Annotated in this window: 17 protein-coding genes; 9 read left to right on the forward strand and 8 right to left on the reverse strand. The window is 67.8% G+C overall.

The features are described 5' to 3' along the window. Positions 1-191: 191 nt before the first annotated feature. The 3 genes from AVS7_RS09950 to mnmA form a co-directional block, all read right to left on the reverse strand. Positions 192-1853: an L-lactate permease gene (locus AVS7_RS09950; protein WP_024001285.1), complete on the reverse strand. Its 1662-nt coding sequence runs from the start codon at positions 1851-1853 to the stop codon at positions 192-194. A gap of 194 nt (positions 1854-2047) precedes the next feature. Beyond that, entirely contained in the window at positions 2048-2944 is an 897-nt protein-coding gene (locus AVS7_RS09955) for a LysR substrate-binding domain-containing protein (protein WP_020228312.1), read from the reverse strand. 7 nt (positions 2945-2951) lie between these two features. Next, positions 2952-4064 (reverse strand): tRNA 2-thiouridine(34) synthase MnmA, encoded by a 1113-nt coding sequence (gene mnmA, locus AVS7_RS09960; RefSeq protein ID WP_020228313.1) that lies wholly within the window; start codon positions 4062-4064, stop codon positions 2952-2954. A 44-nt stretch (positions 4065-4108) separates the two neighbouring features. On the opposite strand from mnmA, the gene AVS7_RS09965 reads away from it, so the two are divergent. Continuing rightward, positions 4109-5065 (forward strand): LysR substrate-binding domain-containing protein, encoded by a 957-nt coding sequence (locus AVS7_RS09965; protein WP_020228314.1) that lies wholly within the window; start codon positions 4109-4111, stop codon positions 5063-5065. A 5-nt stretch (positions 5066-5070) separates the two neighbouring features. Here the strand turns inward: AVS7_RS09965 and AVS7_RS09970 are convergent, their stop codons facing one another. From AVS7_RS09970 to AVS7_RS09990, 5 genes are read right to left on the reverse strand one after another with little or no spacing between them, the layout of a single operon-like run. Further along, positions 5071-8346 carry a type I restriction endonuclease subunit R gene (locus AVS7_RS09970; RefSeq protein ID WP_020228315.1) on the reverse strand — a complete coding sequence of 1092 codons (3276 nt, stop codon included), beginning with the start codon at positions 8344-8346 and terminating at the stop codon, positions 5071-5073. Further along, positions 8346-8840, reverse strand: a complete 495-nt coding sequence (locus AVS7_RS09975; RefSeq protein ID WP_020228316.1) for a DUF4411 family protein — start codon at positions 8838-8840, stop codon at positions 8346-8348. Before AVS7_RS09975 ends, AVS7_RS09970 begins: the two co-directional genes overlap by 1 nt. Next, positions 8837-9991, reverse strand: a complete 1155-nt coding sequence (locus AVS7_RS09980) for an ImmA/IrrE family metallo-endopeptidase (RefSeq protein WP_020228317.1) — start codon at positions 9989-9991, stop codon at positions 8837-8839. Before AVS7_RS09980 ends, AVS7_RS09975 begins: the two co-directional genes overlap by 4 nt. After that, a complete protein-coding gene (locus AVS7_RS09985; protein ID WP_020228318.1) occupies positions 9988-11238 on the reverse strand; it encodes a restriction endonuclease subunit S in 1251 nt (416 codons plus the stop codon). The genes AVS7_RS09980 and AVS7_RS09985 overlap by 4 nt, the downstream gene beginning before the upstream one ends. Then, complete coding sequence (locus AVS7_RS09990) at positions 11235-13448, reverse strand: class I SAM-dependent DNA methyltransferase (protein ID WP_020228319.1); 2214 nt, start codon at positions 13446-13448, stop codon at positions 11235-11237. Before AVS7_RS09990 ends, AVS7_RS09985 begins: the two co-directional genes overlap by 4 nt. Positions 13449-13605: 157 nt before the next feature. Here AVS7_RS09990 and tcuA point away from each other — a divergent pair, with 157 nt between their 5' ends. From tcuA to AVS7_RS10030, 8 genes are all read left to right on the forward strand, one after another. Further along, complete coding sequence (gene tcuA, locus AVS7_RS09995; RefSeq protein WP_020228320.1) at positions 13606-15060, forward strand: FAD-dependent tricarballylate dehydrogenase TcuA; 1455 nt, start codon at positions 13606-13608, stop codon at positions 15058-15060. Next, positions 15047-16189 (forward strand): tricarballylate utilization 4Fe-4S protein TcuB, encoded by a 1143-nt coding sequence (tcuB, locus tag AVS7_RS10000; protein WP_020228321.1) that lies wholly within the window; start codon positions 15047-15049, stop codon positions 16187-16189. The genes tcuA and tcuB overlap by 14 nt, the downstream gene beginning before the upstream one ends. Before the next feature lie 77 nt (positions 16190-16266). Beyond that, the gene (locus AVS7_RS10005) at positions 16267-17064 is read left to right on the forward strand and encodes a class II aldolase/adducin family protein (RefSeq protein WP_024001287.1); all 798 of its coding nucleotides are present in this window, start codon (positions 16267-16269) and stop codon (positions 17062-17064) included. Between the two features lie 35 nt (positions 17065-17099). After that, positions 17100-18080 carry a tripartite tricarboxylate transporter substrate binding protein gene (locus AVS7_RS10010; protein WP_020228323.1) on the forward strand — a complete coding sequence of 327 codons (981 nt, stop codon included), beginning with the start codon at positions 17100-17102 and terminating at the stop codon, positions 18078-18080. Positions 18081-18096: 16 nt separating this feature from the next. Then, complete coding sequence (locus AVS7_RS10015; protein WP_020228324.1) at positions 18097-18987, forward strand: amidohydrolase; 891 nt, start codon at positions 18097-18099, stop codon at positions 18985-18987. A 35-nt stretch (positions 18988-19022) separates the two neighbouring features. Further along, positions 19023-20009 carry a tripartite tricarboxylate transporter substrate binding protein gene (locus tag AVS7_RS10020; RefSeq protein WP_020228325.1) on the forward strand — a complete coding sequence of 329 codons (987 nt, stop codon included), beginning with the start codon at positions 19023-19025 and terminating at the stop codon, positions 20007-20009. Next, positions 20006-20983: a D-2-hydroxyacid dehydrogenase gene (locus tag AVS7_RS10025; protein ID WP_020228326.1), complete on the forward strand. Its 978-nt coding sequence runs from the start codon at positions 20006-20008 to the stop codon at positions 20981-20983. Before AVS7_RS10020 ends, AVS7_RS10025 begins: the two co-directional genes overlap by 4 nt. Before the next feature lie 90 nt (positions 20984-21073). Beyond that, entirely contained in the window at positions 21074-22051 is a 978-nt protein-coding gene (locus tag AVS7_RS10030) for a tripartite tricarboxylate transporter substrate binding protein (RefSeq protein WP_020228327.1), read from the forward strand. Positions 22052-22195: the final 144 nt, after the last annotated feature.

Genomic DNA, 22195 nt, shown 5'->3' on the forward strand with positions numbered 1-22195 from the left:
GCCACAAAAGTGTAATGACGATGAAACAAATCAATAGAATTTAGCTATGCAACATCAACAAACCATGACAAAGATTGACAAAATGCGTTGTTTCCAAAGCAAGACGGGCGCCCCGAAGGCGCCCGTCTTGCTTTGGTTTCGATAGCTGCCAGCGCTTGCCTGGCAAGCGCTGGAGGCCAAAAACACGCTGATCAGTGCACGACCATGAGCGTGAACGGCCAGACGTAGGCCTGCATCGTCACGTACAGGCCCACCAGGCAGGCCAGCGCGATGGAGTGGAAGAACACGTAGCGCAGGATGTCGCCCTCGTGGTTGAACCAGCGCGTGGCGGTGGAGGCCACAACGATGGACTGCGCGTCGATCATCTTGCCCATCACGCCACCCGAGCTGTTGGCCGCGCCCATGAGGTTGGGCGAGAGGTGCAGCTGCTCGGCCGCCACCTTCTGCATGCCGCCGAAGAGCACGTTCGACGCCGTGTCCGAACCCGTGAGCGCCACGCCCAGCCAGCCCATCAGCGTGCCGAAGAAGGGGTAGAGCACGCCGGTATTGGCGAACGCCAGGCCCAGCGTGGTATCGGTGCCGGAGTAGCGCGTGAGCGTGCCCAGCGCCAGCATCAGCACGATGGTGAGCAGCGAATACTTCACCAGCCACAGCGTCTTGAAGAAGGTGCGCACGATGGCCACCGGGTTGTACTTCATGACCAGCGCGCTCACGATGGCCGACAGCAGGATGCCCGTGCCGGTGGCCGACAGCAGGTTCAGCGTGTAGACCGCGCCTTCCTTGGTGGGCTGGGGCACCACGGGCGGCACCTTCTCGATCATGTTGTGCAGGCCGTCCATGGGGAAGGCAGGCGCGAAGATGCCGTTGAGCCACGCCTTGACCGAAGGCAGGCCCCAGATGAAGACGAACACCGACAGGATCACCCAGGGCGTCCAGGCGGCCACCAGGGCCTGGGTGCTGTGCCGCTTGGGCGGCTGCGCGGGCTTGGCGTCGGCCGCGCTGGGATCGTGGCCGCGCAGCGAGGGCGAGGTCCACACCTTCTTGGGCTGCCACACGCGCAGGAAGGCCACCAGGCAGACCATGGAGACGATGGCCGCGATGATGTCCACCAGCTCCGGCCCGATGAAGTTCGACACCAGGTACTGCGGCACCGCGAACGACACGCCCGTCACGAGGATGGCGGGCCAGATCTCCCACATGCCCTTGCGGCCCGCGAAGGCCCAGATGAGCCAGAACGGCACCAGCAGCGAGAAGAAGGGCAGCTGGCGGCCGATCATGGCCGTCACTTCCATCAAGTCGTAGCCGTGCACCTTGGCCAGCGTGATCACCGGCGTACCCAGGGCACCGAAGGCCACGGGCGCCGTGTTGGCGATCAGCGACAGGCCCGAGGCGGCCAGCGGCGAGAAGCCCAGGCCGATCAGGATGGCGGCCGTCACGGCCACCGGCGTGCCGAAGCCGGCCGCGCCCTCGAAGAACGCGCCGAAGCAGAACGCGATCAGCAGCAGCTGGATGCGCCGGTCTTCGGTGATGCCCGAGAGCGAATCCTGCAGCACGGCGAAGCTGCCGTTCTGCTCGGTGAGCTGGTGCAGGAAGATGATGTTCAGCACGATCCAGCCGATGGGCAGCAGCCCGGTGAATCCACCGAAGAGCGCCGCCCGGCCCGCCATGTCGGCCGGCATGCCGTAGGCGAAGACGGCCACGAGCAGGGCCGCGATGAGCCCCATGCCCGCCGCGATGTGCGCCTTGATGTGGAAGAAGCCCAGCGCCGCGAGCATCACCACCACCGGTATCGCCGCGAGCGCGGTGGAGATGACCATGTTCCCGAACGGGTCGTAAATTTGTTGCCAGGCCATATGCCCTGTCTCCGTGTTGTTGTCCAGATCTTGGAGGAATGTGCGCAAGCCGGCGGCAGGAAAGCCGCTCGCCGAGTGCGGGTGAGACTGTAGAAAGGTCGTCGCCCGCGCAGCGTGAGAAATGCTACCCCTGCACGTGAAGCATTTTCACGCCGCAGCGCCGCCGTGGCGGGCGGACCTGCAACCTGCGGTAACTACGCGGCGTCCGGCACGGCCAGCGCGCGCGGCAGCCAGTCCACGAAGGCCGCGCATTCCCAGCGCTCGAGCGCACCCGGTCGCCAGCACAGGTAGTAGTCGTGCGGCGAAGGCACGCTGCGCGGCGACAGCCGCACGAGCCGGCCGCTGTCGAGCCACGCCCGCCCCAGGCGCAGGCGCAGCAGCGCCACGCCGAAGCCGGCCACGGCCGCGTCCCACACCAGCCCCAGGTCGTTGAACTGGCTGCCCACCGTGGGCTCGGGCTGCGTGATGCCGCAGGCCCTGAACCAGGTGCGCCAAGGCTCCAGCGGCGAGCGGATCAGGCGCGCGCGCGCCACCGCCTCGTCGGTGGAGAAGTCGCCCAGCGCGCCCGCCTCGCCCAGGTATTCCGGGCTGCAGACGGGGCAGACCTCGTCGCCCAGCAGGTGCATGGACTCGCGCTCGGGGAAATGGCCGGAGCCGAAGCGCAGCTCGATGTCGGCCTCCTCGGCCATCACGTTGTGCACCGGGATCGCCACCTGCAGCATCAGCTCGATGTCCGGGTAGGCCTCGCGGAAGCGCGCGATCCGCGGCAGCAGCAGTTCGCGCGAAAACGTGGGCGTGACCGCCACGCGCAGCCGCGCGGCGCTGGGCGCCGGCGTCGCGCCCGGCAGCTGCTGCAGTACGGCGATGGCCTCGCGCACCCGCGCGATGTAGGCCGCGCCCGCCGGGCTCAGGCTGAAATCGCCGCGCGCGAACAGCTTCACGCCGAGCAGCACCTCCATCTGCCGGATGCGGTGGCTCACGGCGCTGGGCGTCACGTTCAGCTCGTGCGCCGCCAGCGTCACGCTGCGCAGCCGCGCCAGCGCCTCGAAAGCCAGCAGGCCCTGGATCGGCGGAATGCGCGGCGCGGACATCGGAGCCCTAGGCGTCGGCCGACGCGATCACGCCGCCGCCCAGGCAGACCTCGCCGTCGTAGAGCACGGCGGACTGCCCCGGCGTCACCGCCCACTGGGCCTCGGAGAACCGCAGCGCGAAGGCCTCGGCCCCATGCGCGCCGAAGGTGCAGGCCGCGTCCTGCTGGCGGTAGCGCGTCTTGGCGGCCAGCTCGGTGACCGCGGGCGGCATGCCCGCCACCCAGCTCGCGTCGCCCGCCACCAGCGTGTGCGACAGCAGCCAGGGGTGGTCGTGCCCCTGCACCACGCGCAAGGTGTTGGTCTCCAGCTCCTTGCGCGCCACGAACCACGGCGCGTGGTCGCCCGCGCCGCGCTGGGCGCCCTTCTCCTTGACCCCGCCGATCCCCAGGCCCTGGCGCTGGCCCAGCGTGTAGAACGACAGGCCCACGTGCTGGCCCAGCGTGCGCCCCCGGTCGTCGAAGATGGGGCCGGGCTCCCGGGAGATGTAGCGGTTGAGGAACTCGCGGAACGGCCGCTCGCCGATAAAGCAGATGCCGGTCGAATCCTTCTTCTTCGCGTTGGGCAGCCGGATCTCCTCGGCGATGCGGCGCACCTCGGTCTTGTGCAGCTCGCCTACCGGAAACAGCGTCTTGGAGAGCTGCGCCTGGTTGAGGCGGTGCAGGAAGTAGCTCTGGTCCTTGGCCGGGTCCAGCCCCTTGAGCAGCTCGAACAGGCCCGTCGCCGGGTTCTGCCGCACGCGCGCGTAGTGCCCCGTGGCGATCTTCTCGGCGCCCAGGCGCATGGCGTGGTCCAGGAAGGCCTTGAACTTGATCTCGGCGTTGCACAACACGTCGGGGTTGGGCGTGCGGCCCGCCTGGTATTCGCGCAGGAACTCGGCGAACACGCGGTCCTTGTAGTCGGCCGCGAAGTTCACGTGCTCGATCTCGATGCCGATCACATCGGCCACGGCGGCGGCGTCCACGAAGTCGATGTTGGACGAGCAGTATTCGCTGTCGTCGTCATCCTCCCAGTTCTTCATGAAGATGCCGACGACCTCGTGGCCCTGCTGTTTCAGAAGATAGGCCGTGACGGCGGAATCGACTCCGCCGGACAGGCCCACGACGACACGTTGCTTGCTCATATAGGTGTGCGATTATCCCAGCCCCTCCTTCCACCCGGTGCCCCATGGAACTGCGACAGCTGCGCTACTTCGTCCACGTCGTCGAACGCGGCTCCATGAGCCGCGCGGCGCTCGATCTGGACATGGTGCAGTCCGCCCTGAGCCAGCAGATCACGCGGCTGGAGGGCGAGCTGGCCACGCGCCTGCTGCACCGCACGCCGCGCGGCGTGGCGCCCACCGAGGCCGGCGTGGCCTTCTACCGCGAGGCGCAGCTGACGCTGCGCCATGCCGAGCAGGCCGTGCGCGCGGCCCAGCAGGCGCGGCTGTCGGGCAGCGTGAGCGTGGGGCTGGCGCCCACCACCTCGGCGGTGCTGGGCCTGCCGCTGATGCGCGCGATGCGCGAGCGCTATCCGGACGTGCGGCTGCACATGGTCGAGGGCATGTCAGGCCACCTCACGGCCATGCTCAACGCGCGCGAGCTGGACCTGGCCGTGCTGTTCGACACGCGGCTGCACCCCGGCGGGCAGACCGGCGGCGGGCGGCACTGGGAGATCCTGCCGCTGCTGGAGGAAGACCTGTTCCTGATCCGCGGCCACGGCGCGCCGGCCCTGCCGGCCACCGTGACCGCGCAGGACCTGGCCGACGAGCCACTGATCCTGCCCACCGGGCCCCACGGCCTGCGCAGCACGCTGGACACCGCCTTCGCCCGCGCCCGCGTGGCGCCGCGCGTGGTGCTGGAGGTGGATTCGCTCGCCATGGTGATGGCCGCCGTGGACGCGGGCCTGGGCTCCACGCTGCAGCCCTGGGCCGCCATGGGCCGCTACCCGGACGCGGCCCAGCGCTTTCGCTGGGCGCGTCTGTCCGACGACCAGGCTAGGCGCGTGAACCTTCTGTGCAGCCTGTCGGACGACGAACTCTCGCCCGCAGCGCTGGCCACGCGCGTGGTGCTGGCCGACTGCGTGCGCACCCTGGTGGAGGCAGGGCAATGGGTGGGCACCACGCTCATGGCTGCGCCGGATTGACGGCATCAGTGAATCATCGGAGCGCCGCCTTGGGTATAAATGTGTGCAAACACCGCCCCGGCTTTTAGGCTGATCTCGTCAGCGTCGTATGCGCCCGAAGGCAGAAACTCGAAAAGGTGCTTGATGATCTCGGCCTTTACCTGGGCTTGCGCCGTGGCCTTTTCGCGCCAGTGGTCAATTTGCAGCCTGCCTGAATTCAGCTTGGCCAGCAGTTCCTTGGCCACCTGCTTGATCGCCTCGCGGTCCTTCCTGGTGAGCGCGTCTTTTTGCAGCAGGTCGAACACTGCCAGTTGCTGCTCGCTCTCCAGCCCTTCGCGCAGATAACGCCGCTCTTCCTCGCTGCAACGGTCGTTGAAGGCGAACAAATCGTCCATCACCTTCTGGATTTCAGCGGCGTCCTTGTCCTTGTTGTACGTCTGCACGATCTCCTGGTAGCGCTCATACAGATCGACCCGCGTCGGGTTGGCTGCCACCATCGCCGCCAGCCGCTGCTCGATCTTCTCCATCAGGTTCATTGCCGCCACGTTCTTGAACGGCGTTTTCTCGAACTCGGCGCGTAAGCGTGTGAAGTCGATGTTGGAAAGGTTGAAGCGCTGCACGGGCTGCCGCACGACCAGCGGCTCGGTAGCCACCGCGACATCGACCACGTCATACAGATCCTGCAACAACGCACTCACGTCGGGAGCGACCCGTGCATCCCGCAATTTGTTGTAGATGGCCGCCAGCGCGCCCTCCTCGGCGTCGTGCGCAAACAGGCCAGGATGCGGAAACAGGCCCCGATGCCGCGCCTGCGCGTCCTCCACGATGACCTGATAGGTCTTGCGGCGCTCGTCGCTTTCGCACAGCAGGTTCACCGCCTCCAGAATCCTGTGCTGCTTGTCGAAGCCGGTGGCCGCAATCAACGCATCGAGGTCATAGCCCAGGTCGCCCAGAAATTCGCGCCCGGCCTTCAGGCTGTCGGCGTATTCGGTCAGCGCCTCGGTATCGTCGCGCACCGTGTCCTGCTCGGCTTCGCCCTTGCCGGTGCCCGCGCGGTCGCCTTGCGCAAACGTCGCCAGCGCCCGGCGCAGGCTGCGGATCATGCCGTTGTAGTCGATGATCAGGCCGTGCTTCTTGCCGCCGCCCACGCGGTTCACGCGGGCAATGGCCTGCATCAGCGTGTGGCCCTGCATGGGCTTGTCCAGGTACAGCGTGGCCAGGCTCTTCACGTCGAAGCCGGTCAGCCACATCGCACAGACGATAGCCACGCGAAACGGGTGCTCGGCCTTCTTGAACTCCTTTTCCAGATCGCGCTTGACCATCTTCGCGCGGTGCGGCCGGATGTCCAGCGGCTCATCGCGAAAGTTCTTCCACTTGGCGAACTCGGCCACCTCGCCCTGCTCCTGCGAGACGACCACGCAAATTTCGGTGGCACGCATCCAGTCCACCTGCGCGCGCCGCTGCTTGAGCAAGGGCGTGAACGGCTTGCCCTTGGCAGCAAACAGCACCTCGTCGGCCAGCACGGCCTGGTGAAGCTGCTCGGTCTGCTCCTGCCACTTGGCGGCGATCAGGTCGTGCATCTTCACGCAGGTGATCTTGTCCAGGCACACCATCAGCGCCTTGCCGCCACCGGGTTCCGCCACGCGCCAGCGCTGGTGAAAGTGCGCTACGAAATCCGCCGCCACCTTGTCCAGCCGCGTGGGCGAGGTCAGGATGGGGTAGTCGCGCGCCAGTTCGCGGTAGAGCTTGTCTTCCTTCTCGTCTGTCCACGGGTCGTCCAGCGTGGCGGCTTGTTTGGCAGCCTCGATGTGCCGGCCGATGCGCTCGCTCACCTGGGGATCGACGATCTTCAGCTTCTCGCCCGCGTTCTCGTAGAACAGCGGCAGCGTCGCGCCGTCGGCCACGGCGCGCTGGAAATCGTAGATGGACACATAGTCGCCGAACACCTGGCGCGTGAGCTGCTTTTCCGCCGCCTCGATCAGCGGCGTGCCGGTGAAGCCCAGAAACTTGGCGCGCGGCAGGCCCTTGCGCATGTTCAGCGCCAGCCGCCCGTACTGCGTGCGGTGCGCCTCGTCGCTGATGACGATGATGTCCTCGCGTTCCGAATACGCCTGCGTCACCCGCTCGCGGTACTTCTGAATCAGCCCGAATACGTAGCGCCGGTTCTGTTCGCGCAGCATGGCGCGCAGGGCCGCGCCGTTTTTGGCCTGATCGGTCTTGCTGTTGGCACGCCCGCAGTTCGTATAGGTGGAAGCAATCTGCTCGTCCAGTTCCGTGCGGTCGGTAATGACCACGAACGTCCACGCCGCCGACAGCTTGCGGTGGATTTTCTCGGTCAGAAACACCATCGAATACGACTTGCCCGAACCCTGCGTGTGCCAGAACACGCCCAGTTGCCCCACATCCACCTCGGCCATGACCTTCGGGTCGGTGGAAGTCAGCCGCTCGATGACGCGGTTCACACCCAGGTACTGGTGATTGCGCGCCACGATCTTGCTCACCGCGCCCTCGCTGGCGTCGAACAGGATGAAGTTCTCCACGATGTCCAGCAGGCGGCGCTGCTCCAGCATGCCCTCCAGCAGGATAGGCAGCAGCGGCTGGTCCTTGGCCGGTTCCGGGTCATCTTCATGAAGCCGCTTCCAGCGGTAGAAATGCTCCTTGGTCGAAGTCAGCGAGCCGTACTGCGCATCGTGCCCGTTGGAGATGAGCACCAGCGCATTCCAGTGGAACAGATGCGGGATGGTGTCCAGATAGTCGGCGTAGTTCTTCTTGTAGGCGCTGTCGATGTGCGCCTCGAAGCGCTTGAGTTCGATGAACACCAGCGGCAGGCCGTTGACGAAGCCGATCACGTCTGGCCGCCGCAGCCACAGCCGCCCGCGCACCCACAGCTCGCGCACGGCCAGATAGCGGTTGTTGCCAGGCTCGTCGAAGTCGATCAGCCGCAGCCGCCTGTCCACCCGGCGGCCTGCCTTGTCCTTGAACTGCACCGGCACGCCGTCGCGCAGCAGCTTGTATTTCTCCTCGTTCTTGGCAATGAAGCCCTTGGTGATGTCGTCCTGCACCACCTGTGCCAGCGCGTCACCGTAGGCCGCATCCGGCAGGCCGGGGTTCAGGCGCTTCAGCGCAGCCAGCACCTCGCGCGTGAGCACCACCTCGGTGTCGTCCTTGCGGCCCAGCAGGCTGTCCGGCCCGAAGTCCTCCTCGTCCTGCGCGAACACGCTCTGCCAGCCGAGTTCCTTTTCCAGAAACTCGGCGGTGGGGGCCTGGATCAGCAGGTCTTCGGAATAGTCCTTTTTGGCCACTATGCTGCCGCCCCCAGCACGAAACGCGCCCTCTCGATGCGCAACATCTGATAGGGCGTCATGAAACGCACGCCCAGGCCCACGCAGGCATTGGGTATCTTGATACGCCCCGGCGAGGTCGCTGGCGTCTCATTCGTCACCAACACATGGCCACCAGCGAGCGCATGCGCCACCAGATAAAAATCTGCGGCCTGCAAGAACGTATTGATGGCGGCAGGCGTGTAGTGCTGCCCGGTCGCCCAGGCACTGACCTGGCCGAACTGCGCTGCCAGCGCCGCATGGGTACGGCGGAACAAGCCGTCGCCCCGGTCACTGGCCCAGGCCGAAAGCTCGTCAGCCCCCGCCGCGATCTCGTCGGCCACCTTGTCGATGCTGAAGACAGCGCCTGTATTCACCTGATGGACCAGCCAGTCCCAAAACGCCGGACAAAAATCCAGGCCGTAGTGCAGGTTCTTGGCAGCCATGAACACATTGGCGTCCAGCAGATAACTCATGGTGTGACCACTCCCAGTTCACGCGCCGCCTCATGGAAAGTCGCCGTCTTGCGCAGGCCCAGCATCCGGAACGCTTCGGGAAACGAAGTCAGCCCTTCCAGCGTGCTGGACACGATGGCACGCGCAAAACGCTTGCTGGCGCGCGCGCCCAGCGAGCGGTAGAAATCACCGCCGCCACCGCTGCGTTGTTCCAGTTCGCGCAGCCGGGCCTGCTCCTCGCGGTAGTGCTGCCACAGCGTGGCCTGATCGACGAAGCCCGCGTCGAACAGGCGGCGCAAGGCAACGAGCGTACTGACCTTGAACTCGCGCGCCAGCCGCTGGATTTCGTCCGGGATCGGCACATCGGAGCGGTACACCGCGCACAGCGCCTGCAAGGGCATCAGCAGCTCCGCCGCCACCTTGTTGCACCAACGCTCGGTCTGCTGTTCGGGCACCTGGCCTGCCTGCGTGTCCGACACGCCCGTCGCGCCCAGCCACACATGCGCCAGTTCATGCGCCAGAGTGAACATCTGCGCGGCCTTGCTGTCCGCGCCGTTCAGGAACACCAGCGGCGCAAGGTCATCGGCCAGCGCAAAGCCACGGAACTCACCCACATCCAACTTGCGATGGCTATTGCTGCCGACCACGGAACTGGTCATCACCAGCACACCGGCGTCTTCAGCCTTGGCAATCAACTGGCGCAGCGCCTCCGCCCACGTTGGCAACTGGCGTCGCGCCTCGGCGTCCAGGCCCAGCGTCTCGCGCATCCGCTGCGCCACCGCCTCGGGCGTCTCCCGGCCATTCGCGCTGCCGACAAAGGCCAGTGGCGGCAGGCCATGCACGCGCGCGTAGTCCCGATACCAATCCTGCCGCTGCTGGCACAGGTAGAGCGTGTCCAGCAGGGCGCTGCTGGGTTCAGCCAAAGCCTCGTCACGCACGGTGCGGAAGTCGGGCACCGGCAGTGCCAGCGCGGGCGGCTGGGGCAGGAAGAAATAGCCAAAGGCGGTATGTGTCAGGCGGGCGAAGTCTTCCAGTTGCTTGAGCGTGGGTTGCGCCTCACCCGTGAGCCACAACGGCCATTTGCGAAAGCGCGCGGCCACGTCTGCGTCGTGCAGGTGCGCACGCTGTGCGGCCCAGCGCAGCACGGGAATGGAGGCGGCAACCGTGGTCATATCGCATTCTCCTCGGGCAAGGCGATGCTGGAAACGTCGAGTTGGCCGGACATGAGTTTGGGCAGGAGCAGGTCGCGGGCTTGGGCCAGGTTGCGATTTTGGAGCAGCAAGGTTTCAATCTGCTCAAAAACCGGTCGAACCTTGTCGCCAAATACGAGTGTGACATCCGCTTGCGGCAATATGAATGGAATTGTCTTGAAGGTGTCAACGACGATGGCATCGAACACCCCACCGCTTGCCACTTGCTTGAAGTGCTCCACAGCCTCTCGAATTGCAAGAAAGAGGAACAATCTGTCGTAGCCCGATTTCGGGGCAAGCGCGTAGCAGGACTGGTTCATGGCCATCGGCTTTTGCGCCAACGCAATTTTTCCCACAGTGCCGCGTGCTGTGATGAAAGTGGTGTCCTTCGGGTAAAGGCGGCTATTGCAGTTGGCAAGCCCCATATCCGTCAGCACTTTCTCAGTCGCCAGAACATAGAACGAATCCGGGCTGTCCTTGGGTGTGAAAAACGGAATATCACCTCCCCAGTAGTGTTCGACGCCGGTTTTCGGCGTTCCGCCACTGAGAACTGCGATGAAGTCGTACGCTTTGCCTGCTGCCCACCCCTGCGGCACGCCATCCACCACCGACACGGCCTCGTGACCGGGAAAGCGCAGATGCACGAACCACTCGCGGTAGAGCCGCCGAGCGGCGTCTTCGAGCAGGCCGATGCGGCGCTGGTTGGTGGCGATGAGGTCGTCGTAATTTGTGGCCACCATACGAATCGCCTTCTGCTGGCTCAAGTCAGGCAAGTGAACTTTTATCTCTTTCAGATCGCTTCCGCGAATTCCCTTAACCGCTGCGCCACCCACGATGGCTTGAATCTTGGAGCGCCCGACAGGCGAGCGGAAGTAGTTGAAATAGAACTCCGGGTCCGCTAACGACTGGTTCAGTCGAACCCGAATAATCGACGACTCAAAGGTCAGCGGCCCGGAAGGATCGCGGACGATCGTGCATTTTCCCGCCCCTTCCTCAACCAAAGAACGGCGACCAAATAGTAAGTCGCCATCTGCGAGGCCGCTCTTTTCCATTTCGGCATCGGACATCTGAATCAGCGACATGGGCTGATTGCCGATGCGATCAAACGCGAACATCTCCCCCATATTCACGATGGGCACGCCGCTACCGTGATGTTCCTTGCTCTTGTATACGCCGTTCCGACTGGGCGTGGCATACAGCGACTCGAACGTGACCTCACACCACGTCATGCCAGCAATCCCTCCAAATTCCCCGCAATCCTCCCCGCCAGCACCACCGCCTTCTCATTGAGTTCCGCCAGCTCCGCGTGAATCTCCCGCAGCTTCTCGGCAAAATTTTCTTTCTCGTCCTCGCTGGCCGCAGCCACGCCCACGTAGCGCCCCGGCGTCAGCGACCAGTCGTTGGCCTCAATGTCATCCAGCGTCACGGCCTTACACAGGCCGGGTACGTCCACGAACCAGCCATCGGGAAAGCGGCTGAGCAGCCAATGCGCCTGCGCGATGAAGTAGCCCGCTTGCCGCAATGCCTCCAGCACCTCGTCGCGCACGGTGGCTTCTTCCTGCTTCTTCGCGTCTGCCGCCAGCAGCGCGCGCCGGGCTTCGCGCGCGGCCTTGGCGTCGAAGGCGGGCGAGAGGCGGGCGCGCAAGGTTTTTTCGGCGCGGGTCAGCAGGCCCAGCCAGTGCTTGTGGCGGGTTTCGATGGCCTTGGACAGGGCTTTCAATGGCGGCGCGAGTTCGTCGAAACCGTGTTGCACGCTGGCGTGGTGGTCGTGGCTGCCCTGGATGATGTGCCGCCCGTTGATGGGGGCGACCGATTCGCAGGCTTGGCGGGCGGCGCGCAGCAGGGTTGCCGTGTCACCCACACCCCCGCCCTCACCCCGGCCCTCTCCCGCAAGCGGGAGAGGGAGCGCGGCGTCTGTTTTGAAGGCGTCGAGTTCTGCTTGCGTGATGTGGGCGTCTTCGGGCTGGTCTTTGTTGAGCTGCGCGAGCTGGGCCTTGTCGGCAAAGTCGCGCAGCAGCGCGGCCAGGCGCTCGACGGCGGCATCGTCGGCCTTCAGGCGTTCGGGCAGCTTGGCCAGCCATTGCGCGGCCTGCCGCTGGTAGCGGTGGACGAGGCCGACAAACTTTTCCGCCTCGCCACGGTACAGCCAGACGATGGCGCCCAGGTTGGCGAGCTGTTCGTCCGTGAAGACGTGGGAGTTGGCGGAAACGACGGTGTAGACGTTGCGCGCGTCGATCATCAGCACCTGATCGCGCAGGTCGTCGCCCTTGCCCTTGTCGAGGAACCACAGCGTGCAAGGCAGGCTGCGGGTGTAGAAGAACTTGGTGCCGATGGCGACCATCACGTCCACGTGGCCGGTGCGCACGAGCTTTTCGCGGATGTCGCGGTCCTTGTTGCCCGCATCGCTGGCGCTCGATGCCATGACGAAGCCGGCGCGGCCCGTGGCGTTCAGGTAGCTGTAGAAATATTGAATCCACAGGCTGTTGGCGTTGCTGATGGCGCCGGTCTTGCCGTTGGTGCCGGGCAGGCCGAAGGGCAGGCGTGCGCCTTCGCCCACCTGGGCTTCCACCTTTTTCGTGTCCACGCCGTCCACGTTGAAGGGCGGGTTGGCCATGACGAAGTCGCACTGGCCGACGAGCTGGGGTATCTGGTCGTAGAAGGTGTTGCCCTGGCGGATGTTGCTAGCATCCAGGCCGTGCACCACCAGGTTCATGCGCGCCAGTTTGGCGTTGCTGTCGCTCTTTTCCTGGCCGTGGAAGGTGACGGCGTCGTTCGTCACCTGGTGGCGCACGTCCTCGATGAAGTGGCCGGTCTGCACGAACATGCCGGCCGAACCGCAGGCCGGGTCGAGCACCAGGCCGTGGTCGGGCTCGATGACGTTCACGATCATGCGCACCAGCGAGGGCGGGGTGAAGAATTCGCCACCCTCCTGCGCGCTGTTCATGGCGAACTTGTTGAGGAAGTATTCGTAGATGCGGCCGAACACGTCGCCGGTGGCGGCGCGGATGGCGGGGCGGTCGAAGATCTTGACCAGTTCGGCCAGCAAGTCGGGCTCGAAGGCGGTGTAGCCGCGCGGCAGCGCACCGGCCAGCACCTCGTATTCGGCTTCGATCAAGTCCATCGCATGGTCGATGGCGCCGCCGATGTCCGCGCCCTGCGGCAGGCTGGCGATACGGGAGAAGCGCGCGGCCTCGGGCAGGTAGATGGCGGCCTTGCCCGCAAAGCTCAGCTTGATGAGCTGCTCGCGCTGCGCGGCGGGCACCTGGCGGGGAATGCCGGCCTCGATGGCGGGCAGGTAGGCATGCAGGCGGTTGTCGGCGTGGCGCAGGAAGATCAGGCCCAGCACCGGCATGGCGTACTGCACGGCGGTGAGTTTGGAGTTGGCGCGGAGCTGGTCGGCGGCCTCCCAGAGTTCGTTTTCGAGTTGCTGGACGTTCATTGGCTTCTTCGGGCCGTCACAAAGCCTCCCAATCTATCAGGTCGGCATGGGGCGGAATCTGCCATCGGTTTTAGTGATACCCCCATGACCGGGGGCGCCTGCACGCGCCGGCCCGTGCCCCCTACATTCGCCGCACCCACAAAACCTAGGAGAGCCCATGGACCCCGATGTCCTGGTCATCGGCGGCGGCAACGCGGCCCTGTGTGCTGCGCTCATGGCGCGCGAAGCGGGCGCCAGCGTGCTGTTGCTCGAATCCGCGCCGCGCGCCTGGCGCGGCGGCAATTCCGCCCACACGCGCAACCTGCGCTGCATGCACGACGCGCCGCAGGACGTGCTGGTCGAGGCCTATCCGGAAGAGGAGTTCTGGCAGGACCTGCTGAAAGTCACCGGCGGCATCACCAACGAGCACCTCGCGCGCCTGGTGATCCGCCACTCCTCGGCCTGCCGTACCTGGATGCGGCGCCACGGCGTGCGCTTCCAGCCGCCGCTGTCGGGCGCGCTGCACGTGGCGCGCACCAATGCCTTCTTCATGGGCGGCGGCAAGGCGCTGGTCAACGCCTACTACCGCAGCGCCGAAGCCCTCGGCGTGCGGGTGCGCTACGAAGTGCCCGTGGAGCGCATCGAGCTGGACAACGGCCGCTTCGTCGCCGCGCGCCTGGAGGGCGGCGAGCGCATCGCCGCCAAGACCTGTGTGCTGGCGGCCGGCGGCTTCGAATCCAACCGCGACTGGCTGCGCGAGGCCTGGGGCCGGAACGCGCGCGGCGAATGGCCTTCGGACAACTTCCTGATCCGCGGCACGGCCTTCAACCAAGGCGTGCTGCTGCGCCACCTGCTCGAAGACCACGGCGCCGACCGCATCGGCGACCCGACGCAGGCGCACATGGTGGCCATCGACGCGCGCGCGCCGTTGTACGACGGCGGCATCTGCACGCGCATCGACTGCGTGTCGCTGGGCGTAGTGGTGAACCGCGAGGCCGAGCGCTTCTACGACGAGGGCGAGGACTTCTGGCCCAAGCGCTACGCGATCTGGGGGCGGCTGGTGGCGCAGCAGCCGGGGCAGATCGGCTACTCGATCATCGACAGCAAGGCCATCGGCCGCTTCATGCCGCCGGTGTTCCCGGGCGTGCGGGCCGATACGCTGCCCGAGCTGGCGCACAAGCTCGGCCTGCCGGTCGAGACCTTCATGCGCACGCTGGACAGCTACAACGCCGCCTGCCGCGTGGGCACCTTCGACCACACCGCCCTGGACGACTGCCATACCGAAGGCGTGACCCCCGCCAAGACCCACTGGGCACGCCCCATCGACACCGCGCCGTTCTACGGCTACGCGCTCAAGCCCGGCGTCACGTTCACCTACCTGGGCCTGGAGACCGACGACACGGCCGCCGTGCGCTTCCAAGGCGCGGCCAGCCCCAACCTGTTCGTGGCCGGCGAAATGATGGCCGGCAACGTGCTCGGCAAGGGCTACACGGCCGGCGTGGGCATGAGCATCGGCACGGCCTTCGGCCGCATCGCGGGCCGGAACGCGGCTTTGGCATCGAAACAGGCTCCGGCGCAGACCCTGCAAGCGCTGGTAGCTACTGAAATGGGAGCGCAACATGCAGCAGCTTGAAGCCCTGGTGCAAGACGCCCGTTCGCTGGCCGAGAACGAAGTCGCCCGCCAACTGCAGATCTGCAACGCCTGCCGCTACTGCGAGGGCTTTTGCGCCGTGTTCCCCGCGATGACGCGGCGGCTCGAATTTCCCAAGGCCGACGTGCACTTCCTCGCCAACCTGTGCCACAACTGCGGCGCCTGCCTGCACGCCTGCCAGTACGCGCCGCCGCACGAGTTCGCGGTGAACATCCCCCAGGCCATGGCCAGGGTGCGCGGGCAGACGTACCACGACTACGCCTGGCCTGCTGCTTTGGGCAGCCTTTACCAAAAGAACGGCCTCACGCTCTCGCTCGCGCTGGCTGCGGGCTTGGCGCTGTTCCTGGTGCTGGCCGTGGCGCTGAAAGGCTCGCTGTTCAGCGCGCCGGGCGCGGATTTCTACAGCCTGTTCCCGCACAACCTGCTGGTGGGCCTGTTCGCGCCCGTGTTCCTGTTCGCCGTGCTCGCGCTCGCGCTGGGCGTGCGGCGCTTCTGGCGCGACATCACGCCCGTGACCAGCGGCGCGCCTTTGCCCGCCCCCGCCACGTTGGAAGCCACGCACGACGTGCTGCGCCTGAAGTACCTGGACGGCGGCCACGGCGACGGCTGCCCGAACGAGGACGACGCCTACACCCTCTCGCGCCGCCGCTGCCACCACCTGACGTTCTACGGCTTCCTGCTGTGCTTCGCGGCCACCAGCGTGGCCACGCTCTACCACTACCTGCTGGCCCTGCCCGCGCCCTACGACCTGCCCAGCCTGCCGAAGCTGCTGGGCGCCGTGGGCGGCGTGATGCTGACCATCGGCACGGCGGGCCTGTGGCGCCTGAACCTGCGCCGCGACCCGGCGCACGGCGATACCGCGCAGCGCCCCATGGATCGCGGCTTCATCGCGCTGCTGTTCCTCATCGCCACCAGCGGCCTGGCCCTGTGGGCCGCGCGCGGCACGGGCGGCATGGCGCTGCTGCTGTGCCTGCACCTGGGCGCGGTGATGGCCCTGTTCGCCACGCTGCCCTACGGCAAGTTCGCCCACGGCATCTTCCGCACGGCGGCGCTGCTGCGCCACCACACGGAGCGGCGCCAGCCCAACCCCATCGGCGTGGGCAGCGACTGACAACGCTATCAAAAAAAGAGCTATCGGCGCTTGACAAACAAGCGCCAGAGGCCCATTTCATTCCAAAGGAGCATTCCATGACCACTTCCCCCCCGATGGGCGTCCTGCAGATCCCCTCGATGCGCCCCCACTGCACCGATGCCGAATGGCAGGCCCGCGTGGACCTGGCCGCCTGCTACCGGCTCGTGGCCCGCTACGGCATGGCCGACATGATGGCCAACCACATCTCGGCGCGCGTGCCGGGCGAGGAAGGCGCCTTCCTCATCAACGCCTACGGGATGATGTACGAGGAGATCACCGCCTCCAGCCTCATCAAGGTGGACCACGACGGCACCATCCTCGCCAAGCCCGACTTCGGAGATCTCAACTACGGCATCAACAAGGCCGGCTACGTGATCCATAGCGCCGTGCACCACGCGCGGCCCGAGGTGGACTGCGTGATCCACACGCACAGCTGGGCGTCGATGGCGGTCTCCGCGCTGGAATGCGGCCTGTTGCCGATCACGCAGACGGCCATGCGCTTCCTCAAGATCGGCTACCACGACTACCAGGGCGTGGTGCTCGACACGGCCGAGCAGGCCTCGCTGATCGCCGACCTGGGCCAGGGCGAGGCGCTGATCCTGCGCAACCACGGCGCGCTCACCGTGGGCCGCACCGTGGGCGAGGCGTTCAACTGGATGCACCGGCTCGAACTCTCGTGCCGCGCCCAGCTCGGGGCCATGAGCGCCGGTAGCCCCTTCGCCCAGGTGCCGCAGGCCGTGCTGGAAGAAACCTGGAACAACTACCAGCCCGGCACACGCCGGCCCTACGGGGTGATGGAGTGGCCGGCGCTGCTGCGCATGCTCGACCGCACCGACCCCAGCTACCGCGACTGATTCCCGCCACCCACAACGACAAGGAGACAAGCCCCATGACCACCAGCCGCAGACACCTGCTGGGCTGGGCGGCAGCCTGCGCCGCCGCCCCGCTTTCCGCCCTCGCCAACACCGCCTTCCCGCGCAAGCCCGTCACGCTGGTCGTGCCGTTCGCGCCGGGCGGCAACCTCGACCTGGTGGCGCGCGCCATCGCCCCGGCGCTGCAGGGGGCGCTGGGCCAGAGCATCGTCGTCGACAACCGCGCGGGCGCGGGCGGCGCGATCGGCGCCACCGCCGTGGCGCGCGCCGAGGCCGACGGCCACACCCTGCTCGTCACCACGCCCAATGCCCTGGTCGTGCTGCCGCGCATGGTGAAGACCGGCTACACGCTGCAGAGCTTCGAGCCCGTGGGGCTGGTGTCGGGCACCGCCCTGGTGCTGGCCACCAGCGCGCGCAACACCCGCCTGCCCGACGTGGCCGCGCTGCTGCGCGAGCTGCGCGCACGCCCCGGCGAGATCACGGCGGGCCACGCCGGCCCCGGCACCACCAACCACGTGGCGCTGATGCTGCTGGAGGAGGCGGCCGGAGCGCGCTTCAACCTCGTGGCGTACAAGGGCTCGGCCCCGGCGCTGGTGGACGCGATCAGCGGGCAGACCGACCTGATCTGCGACCAGCTCTCCAGCTCGATCCAGCACATCCAGTCCGGCGCGCTGCGCCCGCTGGCCGTGCTGTCGAAGGAGCGCGACCCGCAGTTGCCGAACGTTCCCACGCTGCACGAGGCCGGGCTGGCGGGCTTCGACGCCACCACCTCGACCGGCCTGCTCGCGCCGCGCGGCACGCCGGCCGAGGTGGTCGCCGCGCTGAACGCCGCCCTGGCGCGGGCGCTGGCGGATACGCAGGTGCGCCAGCGCCTGCAGACGCTGGGCAGCACGCCCCGGCCGCTGTCCGCCGCGGCGTTCGGCCAGTTGCTGCAGCAGGAAGACCAGCGCGCGCAGAAGCTCGCGCAGTCCGGCCGCCTGGCCGGCGCCAACACCTGATGCCGGGAGCCGCGCCATGACCCGCCCTTGCCTGCCGCCGCTCGCCGCGCACACGGCACCCGCCTTCGCCGTGCCGCCGCTGGCCTGCGACAGCCATGCCCACGTGTTCGGCCCCTACGCACGCCACCCGCTCGCGCAGGATCGCAGCTACACCCCGGATGAATTCCCGGCCGACGCCTTCATCGCCCACCTCGACCGCCTGGGCCTGGCGCGCGGCGTGCTCGTGACGGGCAGCGCCAGCGGCCTGGACAACGGCGCGGTGCTGGAGGCGCTGCAAAAGTACCCCGCGCGCCTGCGCGGCGTGGCCGTGCCCTCGCCCGCGACCTCCGACGCCGACCTGGACCGCTGGCACGAGGCCGGCATCCGCGGCGTACGTGTGAACCTGTTCCAGCGTGACGGCCACGCGGTCTACCGCAACGGCGTGGGGCTGGACGTGCTCGAAGCGCTGGCGCCGCGCCTGGCGCGCCGGGGCTGGCACGCGCAGGTGTGGATCCACGCGCCCGACCTGCCCGCGCAGGCAGAGCGCCTGCTGCGCCTGGGCCTGCCGCTGGTGGTGGACCACATGGGCCGCATGGCCACGGCGCGCGGCGTGGACGACCCCGGCTTCGCGCACCTGTGCCGCATGCTGGAGCGCGGCGAGGCCTGGACCAAGATTTCCGGCGCCGACCGCAACACCGCCGGCAGGCAGGACTACGCCGACGTGGACGCGTTCGCCCGCGCCCTGCTGCAGGCCAACCCCGCGCGCGTCGTCTGGGGCAGCGACTGGCCCCACATCAACTACTACGACAGCGCGCAGATGCCCGACGACGGCGCCCTGCTCAACCTGCTGGCGCGCTGGCTGCCCAACGCGCAGGAACGCGAGCGCGTACTCGTGCACAACCCCGCCGTGCTCTACGGCTTCGACTGAAGCCTTCCCCCCCACAACCACCAGGAGACAAGACCATGAAGCCCCTCACCACCATCCGCCGCCGCCTGTGCGCGGCCGGCGGCCTCGCGCTGCTGCTCGCCGCGTCCGCCACCGCCCAGGCACAGGAGGCGCGCTGGCCCGCCAAGCCCGTGCGCATCGTCGTCGCCTTCACTGCGGGCGGAACGACCGACATCCTTGCGCGCGCCGTCGCGCAGAAGCTCGGCGAGAAGCTGGGGCAGTCGTTCATCATCGACAACAAGCCCGGCGGCGGCGGCAACATCGGCACGGCCGAGGTGGTGCGCGCCGCGCCCGATGGCTATACGCTGATCGTCAACTCGGTCGGGCCGATCTCGATCAACCAGACGCTCTACAAGAACCTGCCCTACGACCCGCTCACCGACCTGGTGCCTGTGGTGCAGCTCGCCGACGTGCCCAACGTGCTCGTCGTCCATCCCTCGGTGCCCGCGAAGACGTTCGAGGAATTCGTGACCTACCTGAAGGCCAACCCCGGCAAGCTGAGCTACGGCTCCACCGGCGTGGGCACGTCCTCGCACCTGTCGAGCTACATGCTGGGCCAGCGCCTGGGCGCCGAGCCGCTGCACGTGCCCTACAAGGGCGCGAACGCGCTCAACGACCTGCTCGCGGGGCGGCTGCAGTTCATGTTCGCCACCATCCCCTCGGTGATCCAGCACATCCACGCGGGCAAGCTGCGCGCGCTGGCCGTCTCCAGCCCCAAGCCGTCGCGCTCGCTGCCGGGCGTGCCATCCGTGGCCGAGAAGGGCTTCCCCGGCTTCGAAGCGGGCTCATGGTTCGGCTTCTTCGCGCCCAAGGGCACGCCCGCGTCCGTCGTCACCGCACTGAACCGCGCCGTCAACGATGTGCTGCCGCCGCTGCAGGAGCAGATGATCCGCGAGGGCGCCGACCCGGTGGGCGGCACGCCCGAGCAGTTCGGCGCGTTCACGCGGCGCGAGTACGAGAAGTGGAAGGAGATCGTGAAAGCCTCGGGCGCGGAGGCGCAATGACCGCCCCGCCGCGCCTGCTGCTGTCGGACTCTGCGCGCACGCGCCTGGGCGAGCGGCTGGCCGCGCAGGCCGTGCCGGTGTCGCTGGAGGAGGCCGAGCGCGGCGCGCCGTTCGACGCGGCCTTCGTCTCGCGCGACGTGACGGGCCTCTCGACCAAGCACGAGGTGCAGCCCGGTACGGCCCGCTTCTACGATGCGATGCGCGCCCAGGCCGCGCTGCGCTGGGTGCACGTGCATTCGGCCGGCGCCGACCGGCCGGTGTACGTGGAGCTGCGCGCGCGCGGCGTGCAGGTGACGACCTCGGCCGGCACCAACGCCGCCGTGGTCGCGCAGACCGCGCTGGCCGGCGTGCTGGCGCTGGCGCGGCGCTTTCCCGAACTGCTGGCCGCACAGCGCGAGCGGCGCTGGGCCTCGCTTATGGGCACCGGCCTGCCGCGCGACCTGGCGGGGCAGACGGCCGTGGTCGTGGGCTGGGGCGCCATCGGGCAGCAGATCGGCGCATGGCTCGGCATGCTGGGCCTGCACGTGGTGGCCGTACGGCGCGAACGCGCGCAGACGGAAGGCTGCGCCGAATGCGTGGCCTATGGCGACCTGCCCGCCGTGCTGCCGCGCGCCGACTGGCTGGTGCTGGCCTGCCCGCTGACCGAACGCACGCGCGGCCTGGTGGACGCGGCGGCGCTCGCGCACCTGCCCGCGGGCGCGCACCTCATCAACGTGGCGCGCGGCGAGGTGGTCGATGAACCCGCGCTCATCGCCGCGCTGCGCACCGGCCGGCTGGCCGGCGCCTACCTCGACGTGTTCGCGCACGAGCCGCTGCCGCCCGACTCGCCGCTGTGGCGCCTGCCCGGCGTCATCGCCACGCCGCACAGCGCGGGCTTCTCGGACGGCAACGCGGCGCGCGTGGAGGCGCTGTTCCTCGACAACCTCGCGCGCTGGCGCGCGGGGCAGCCGCTGCGCAACCCGGCACTGGCATGACCAGCCGCTTCAAAAAAGATAGCTACTCGCGCTTACCCTCTATGCGCTAGAGCCCGATTTCACTTAAAACGTCCGCGAAGGAGCCTCACGATGAAAAAACGCACCCTGATCCAGGCCGCCGCTGCAGCGGCCGCTTTCCTGGCCTTCGCCAGCCCGGCGATGGCCCAGGACTTCCCCCCGGCCAAGCCCGTCACGCTGGTCGTCGGCTTCGCGGCCGGCGGCGCGGCCGATGCGGCGGCGCGCCTGATCGCCAAGAAGCTCGGCGAGAACATCGGCCAGTCCGTGGTGGTGGAGAACAAGGGCGGGGCGGGCGGCAACATCGCCCACCAGCAGGTGGCCGCCGGCGTGGCCGACGGCACGGTGCTGCTGCTGGGCTCCGTGGGGCCGCTGACCATCGCGCCGCACCTCATGAAGCTGGCCTACGACCCGTTCAAGGACCTGGCGCCCATCTCCGGCGGCGTGTACTTCCCCAACGTGCTCGTGGTCCACAAGGGCGCGGGCGCGAAGACGCTGGCCGAGTTCGTGCAACTGTCCAAGAAGAAGCCCGGCAGCGTGGATTTCGCCTCGACCGGCGCGGGCTCGGCCTCGCACCTCGCGGGCGAGCTGTTCAACCAGCGCGCGGGCATCGACATGGTGCACGTGCCCTACAAGGGCGGCGCGCCCGCGCTGCAGGATCTCCTGGGCGAGCGCGTGACCAGCTACTTCGCCGCGCCGCCCACGGCCATGCCGCACGTGGAGACCGGCAAGCTGATCCCGCTGGCCACCACGGGCCTGACGCGGCCGGCCTACCTGCCCAATATCCCCACGGTGGCGGAGTCGGGCTTCCCGGGCTTCGAGGCGCTCAACTGGTACTCGTTCATGGCCTCGGGCAAGACGCCCGCGCCGCTGCTCGACCGCTGGAACGTGGAGATCGTCAAGGTGCTGAACGACCCCGGCGTGAAGGACGCGCTGAACAAGCACGGCCTGTCGCCCCACCCCACGACGCGCACGGAGTTCGCCACTTTCATGAAGAAGGAGTACGACCAGTGGGGCGCGATCGTGAAGGAGCGCAAGATCACGGCCCAGTGACCGCCGCGGCGACGGGCAGCCGCAGCACGCAGCCATCGGCCCCGCCGAGCCGCAGCGTGTAGCGCGGCGGCCGGCCGTGCGGCACCTGCTGGAAGTGCTCGGCGTCCGCGCCCGAGAGCGACAGCTTCAGGGGGGGGCCGGGCC

Origin of the sequence: Acidovorax sp. MR-S7 (assembly GCF_000400995.2) — a bacterium.
In the GTDB taxonomy this organism is placed as follows: Bacteria; Pseudomonadota; Gammaproteobacteria; order Burkholderiales; family Burkholderiaceae_C; genus MR-S7.

Excerpts from the sequence above, each read along its gene's own strand:
- AVS7_RS09950 (WP_024001285.1), bottom strand. The coding sequence starts at position 1,853 with ATGGCCTGGCAACAAATTTACGACCCGTTCGGGAACATGGTCATCTCC.
- AVS7_RS09955 (WP_020228312.1), bottom strand. The coding sequence starts at position 2,944 with ATGTCCGCGCCGCGCATTCCGCCGATCCAGGGCCTGCTGGCTTTCGAG.
- mnmA (WP_020228313.1), bottom strand. The coding sequence starts at position 4,064 with ATGAGCAAGCAACGTGTCGTCGTGGGCCTGTCCGGCGGAGTCGATTCC.
- AVS7_RS09965 (WP_020228314.1), top strand. The coding sequence starts at position 4,109 with ATGGAACTGCGACAGCTGCGCTACTTCGTCCACGTCGTCGAACGCGGC.
- AVS7_RS09975 (WP_020228316.1), bottom strand. The coding sequence starts at position 8,840 with ATGAGTTATCTGCTGGACGCCAATGTGTTCATGGCTGCCAAGAACCTG.
- AVS7_RS09980 (WP_020228317.1), bottom strand. The coding sequence starts at position 9,991 with ATGACCACGGTTGCCGCCTCCATTCCCGTGCTGCGCTGGGCCGCACAG.
- AVS7_RS09985 (WP_020228318.1), bottom strand. The coding sequence starts at position 11,238 with ATGACGTGGTGTGAGGTCACGTTCGAGTCGCTGTATGCCACGCCCAGT.
- AVS7_RS09990 (WP_020228319.1), bottom strand. The coding sequence starts at position 13,448 with ATGAACGTCCAGCAACTCGAAAACGAACTCTGGGAGGCCGCCGACCAG.
- tcuA (WP_020228320.1), top strand. The coding sequence starts at position 13,606 with ATGGACCCCGATGTCCTGGTCATCGGCGGCGGCAACGCGGCCCTGTGT.
- tcuB (WP_020228321.1), top strand. The coding sequence starts at position 15,047 with ATGCAGCAGCTTGAAGCCCTGGTGCAAGACGCCCGTTCGCTGGCCGAG.
- AVS7_RS10005 (WP_024001287.1), top strand. The coding sequence starts at position 16,267 with ATGACCACTTCCCCCCCGATGGGCGTCCTGCAGATCCCCTCGATGCGC.
- AVS7_RS10010 (WP_020228323.1), top strand. The coding sequence starts at position 17,100 with ATGACCACCAGCCGCAGACACCTGCTGGGCTGGGCGGCAGCCTGCGCC.
- AVS7_RS10015 (WP_020228324.1), top strand. The coding sequence starts at position 18,097 with ATGACCCGCCCTTGCCTGCCGCCGCTCGCCGCGCACACGGCACCCGCC.
- AVS7_RS10020 (WP_020228325.1), top strand. The coding sequence starts at position 19,023 with ATGAAGCCCCTCACCACCATCCGCCGCCGCCTGTGCGCGGCCGGCGGC.
- AVS7_RS10025 (WP_020228326.1), top strand. The coding sequence starts at position 20,006 with ATGACCGCCCCGCCGCGCCTGCTGCTGTCGGACTCTGCGCGCACGCGC.
- AVS7_RS10030 (WP_020228327.1), top strand. The coding sequence starts at position 21,074 with ATGAAAAAACGCACCCTGATCCAGGCCGCCGCTGCAGCGGCCGCTTTC.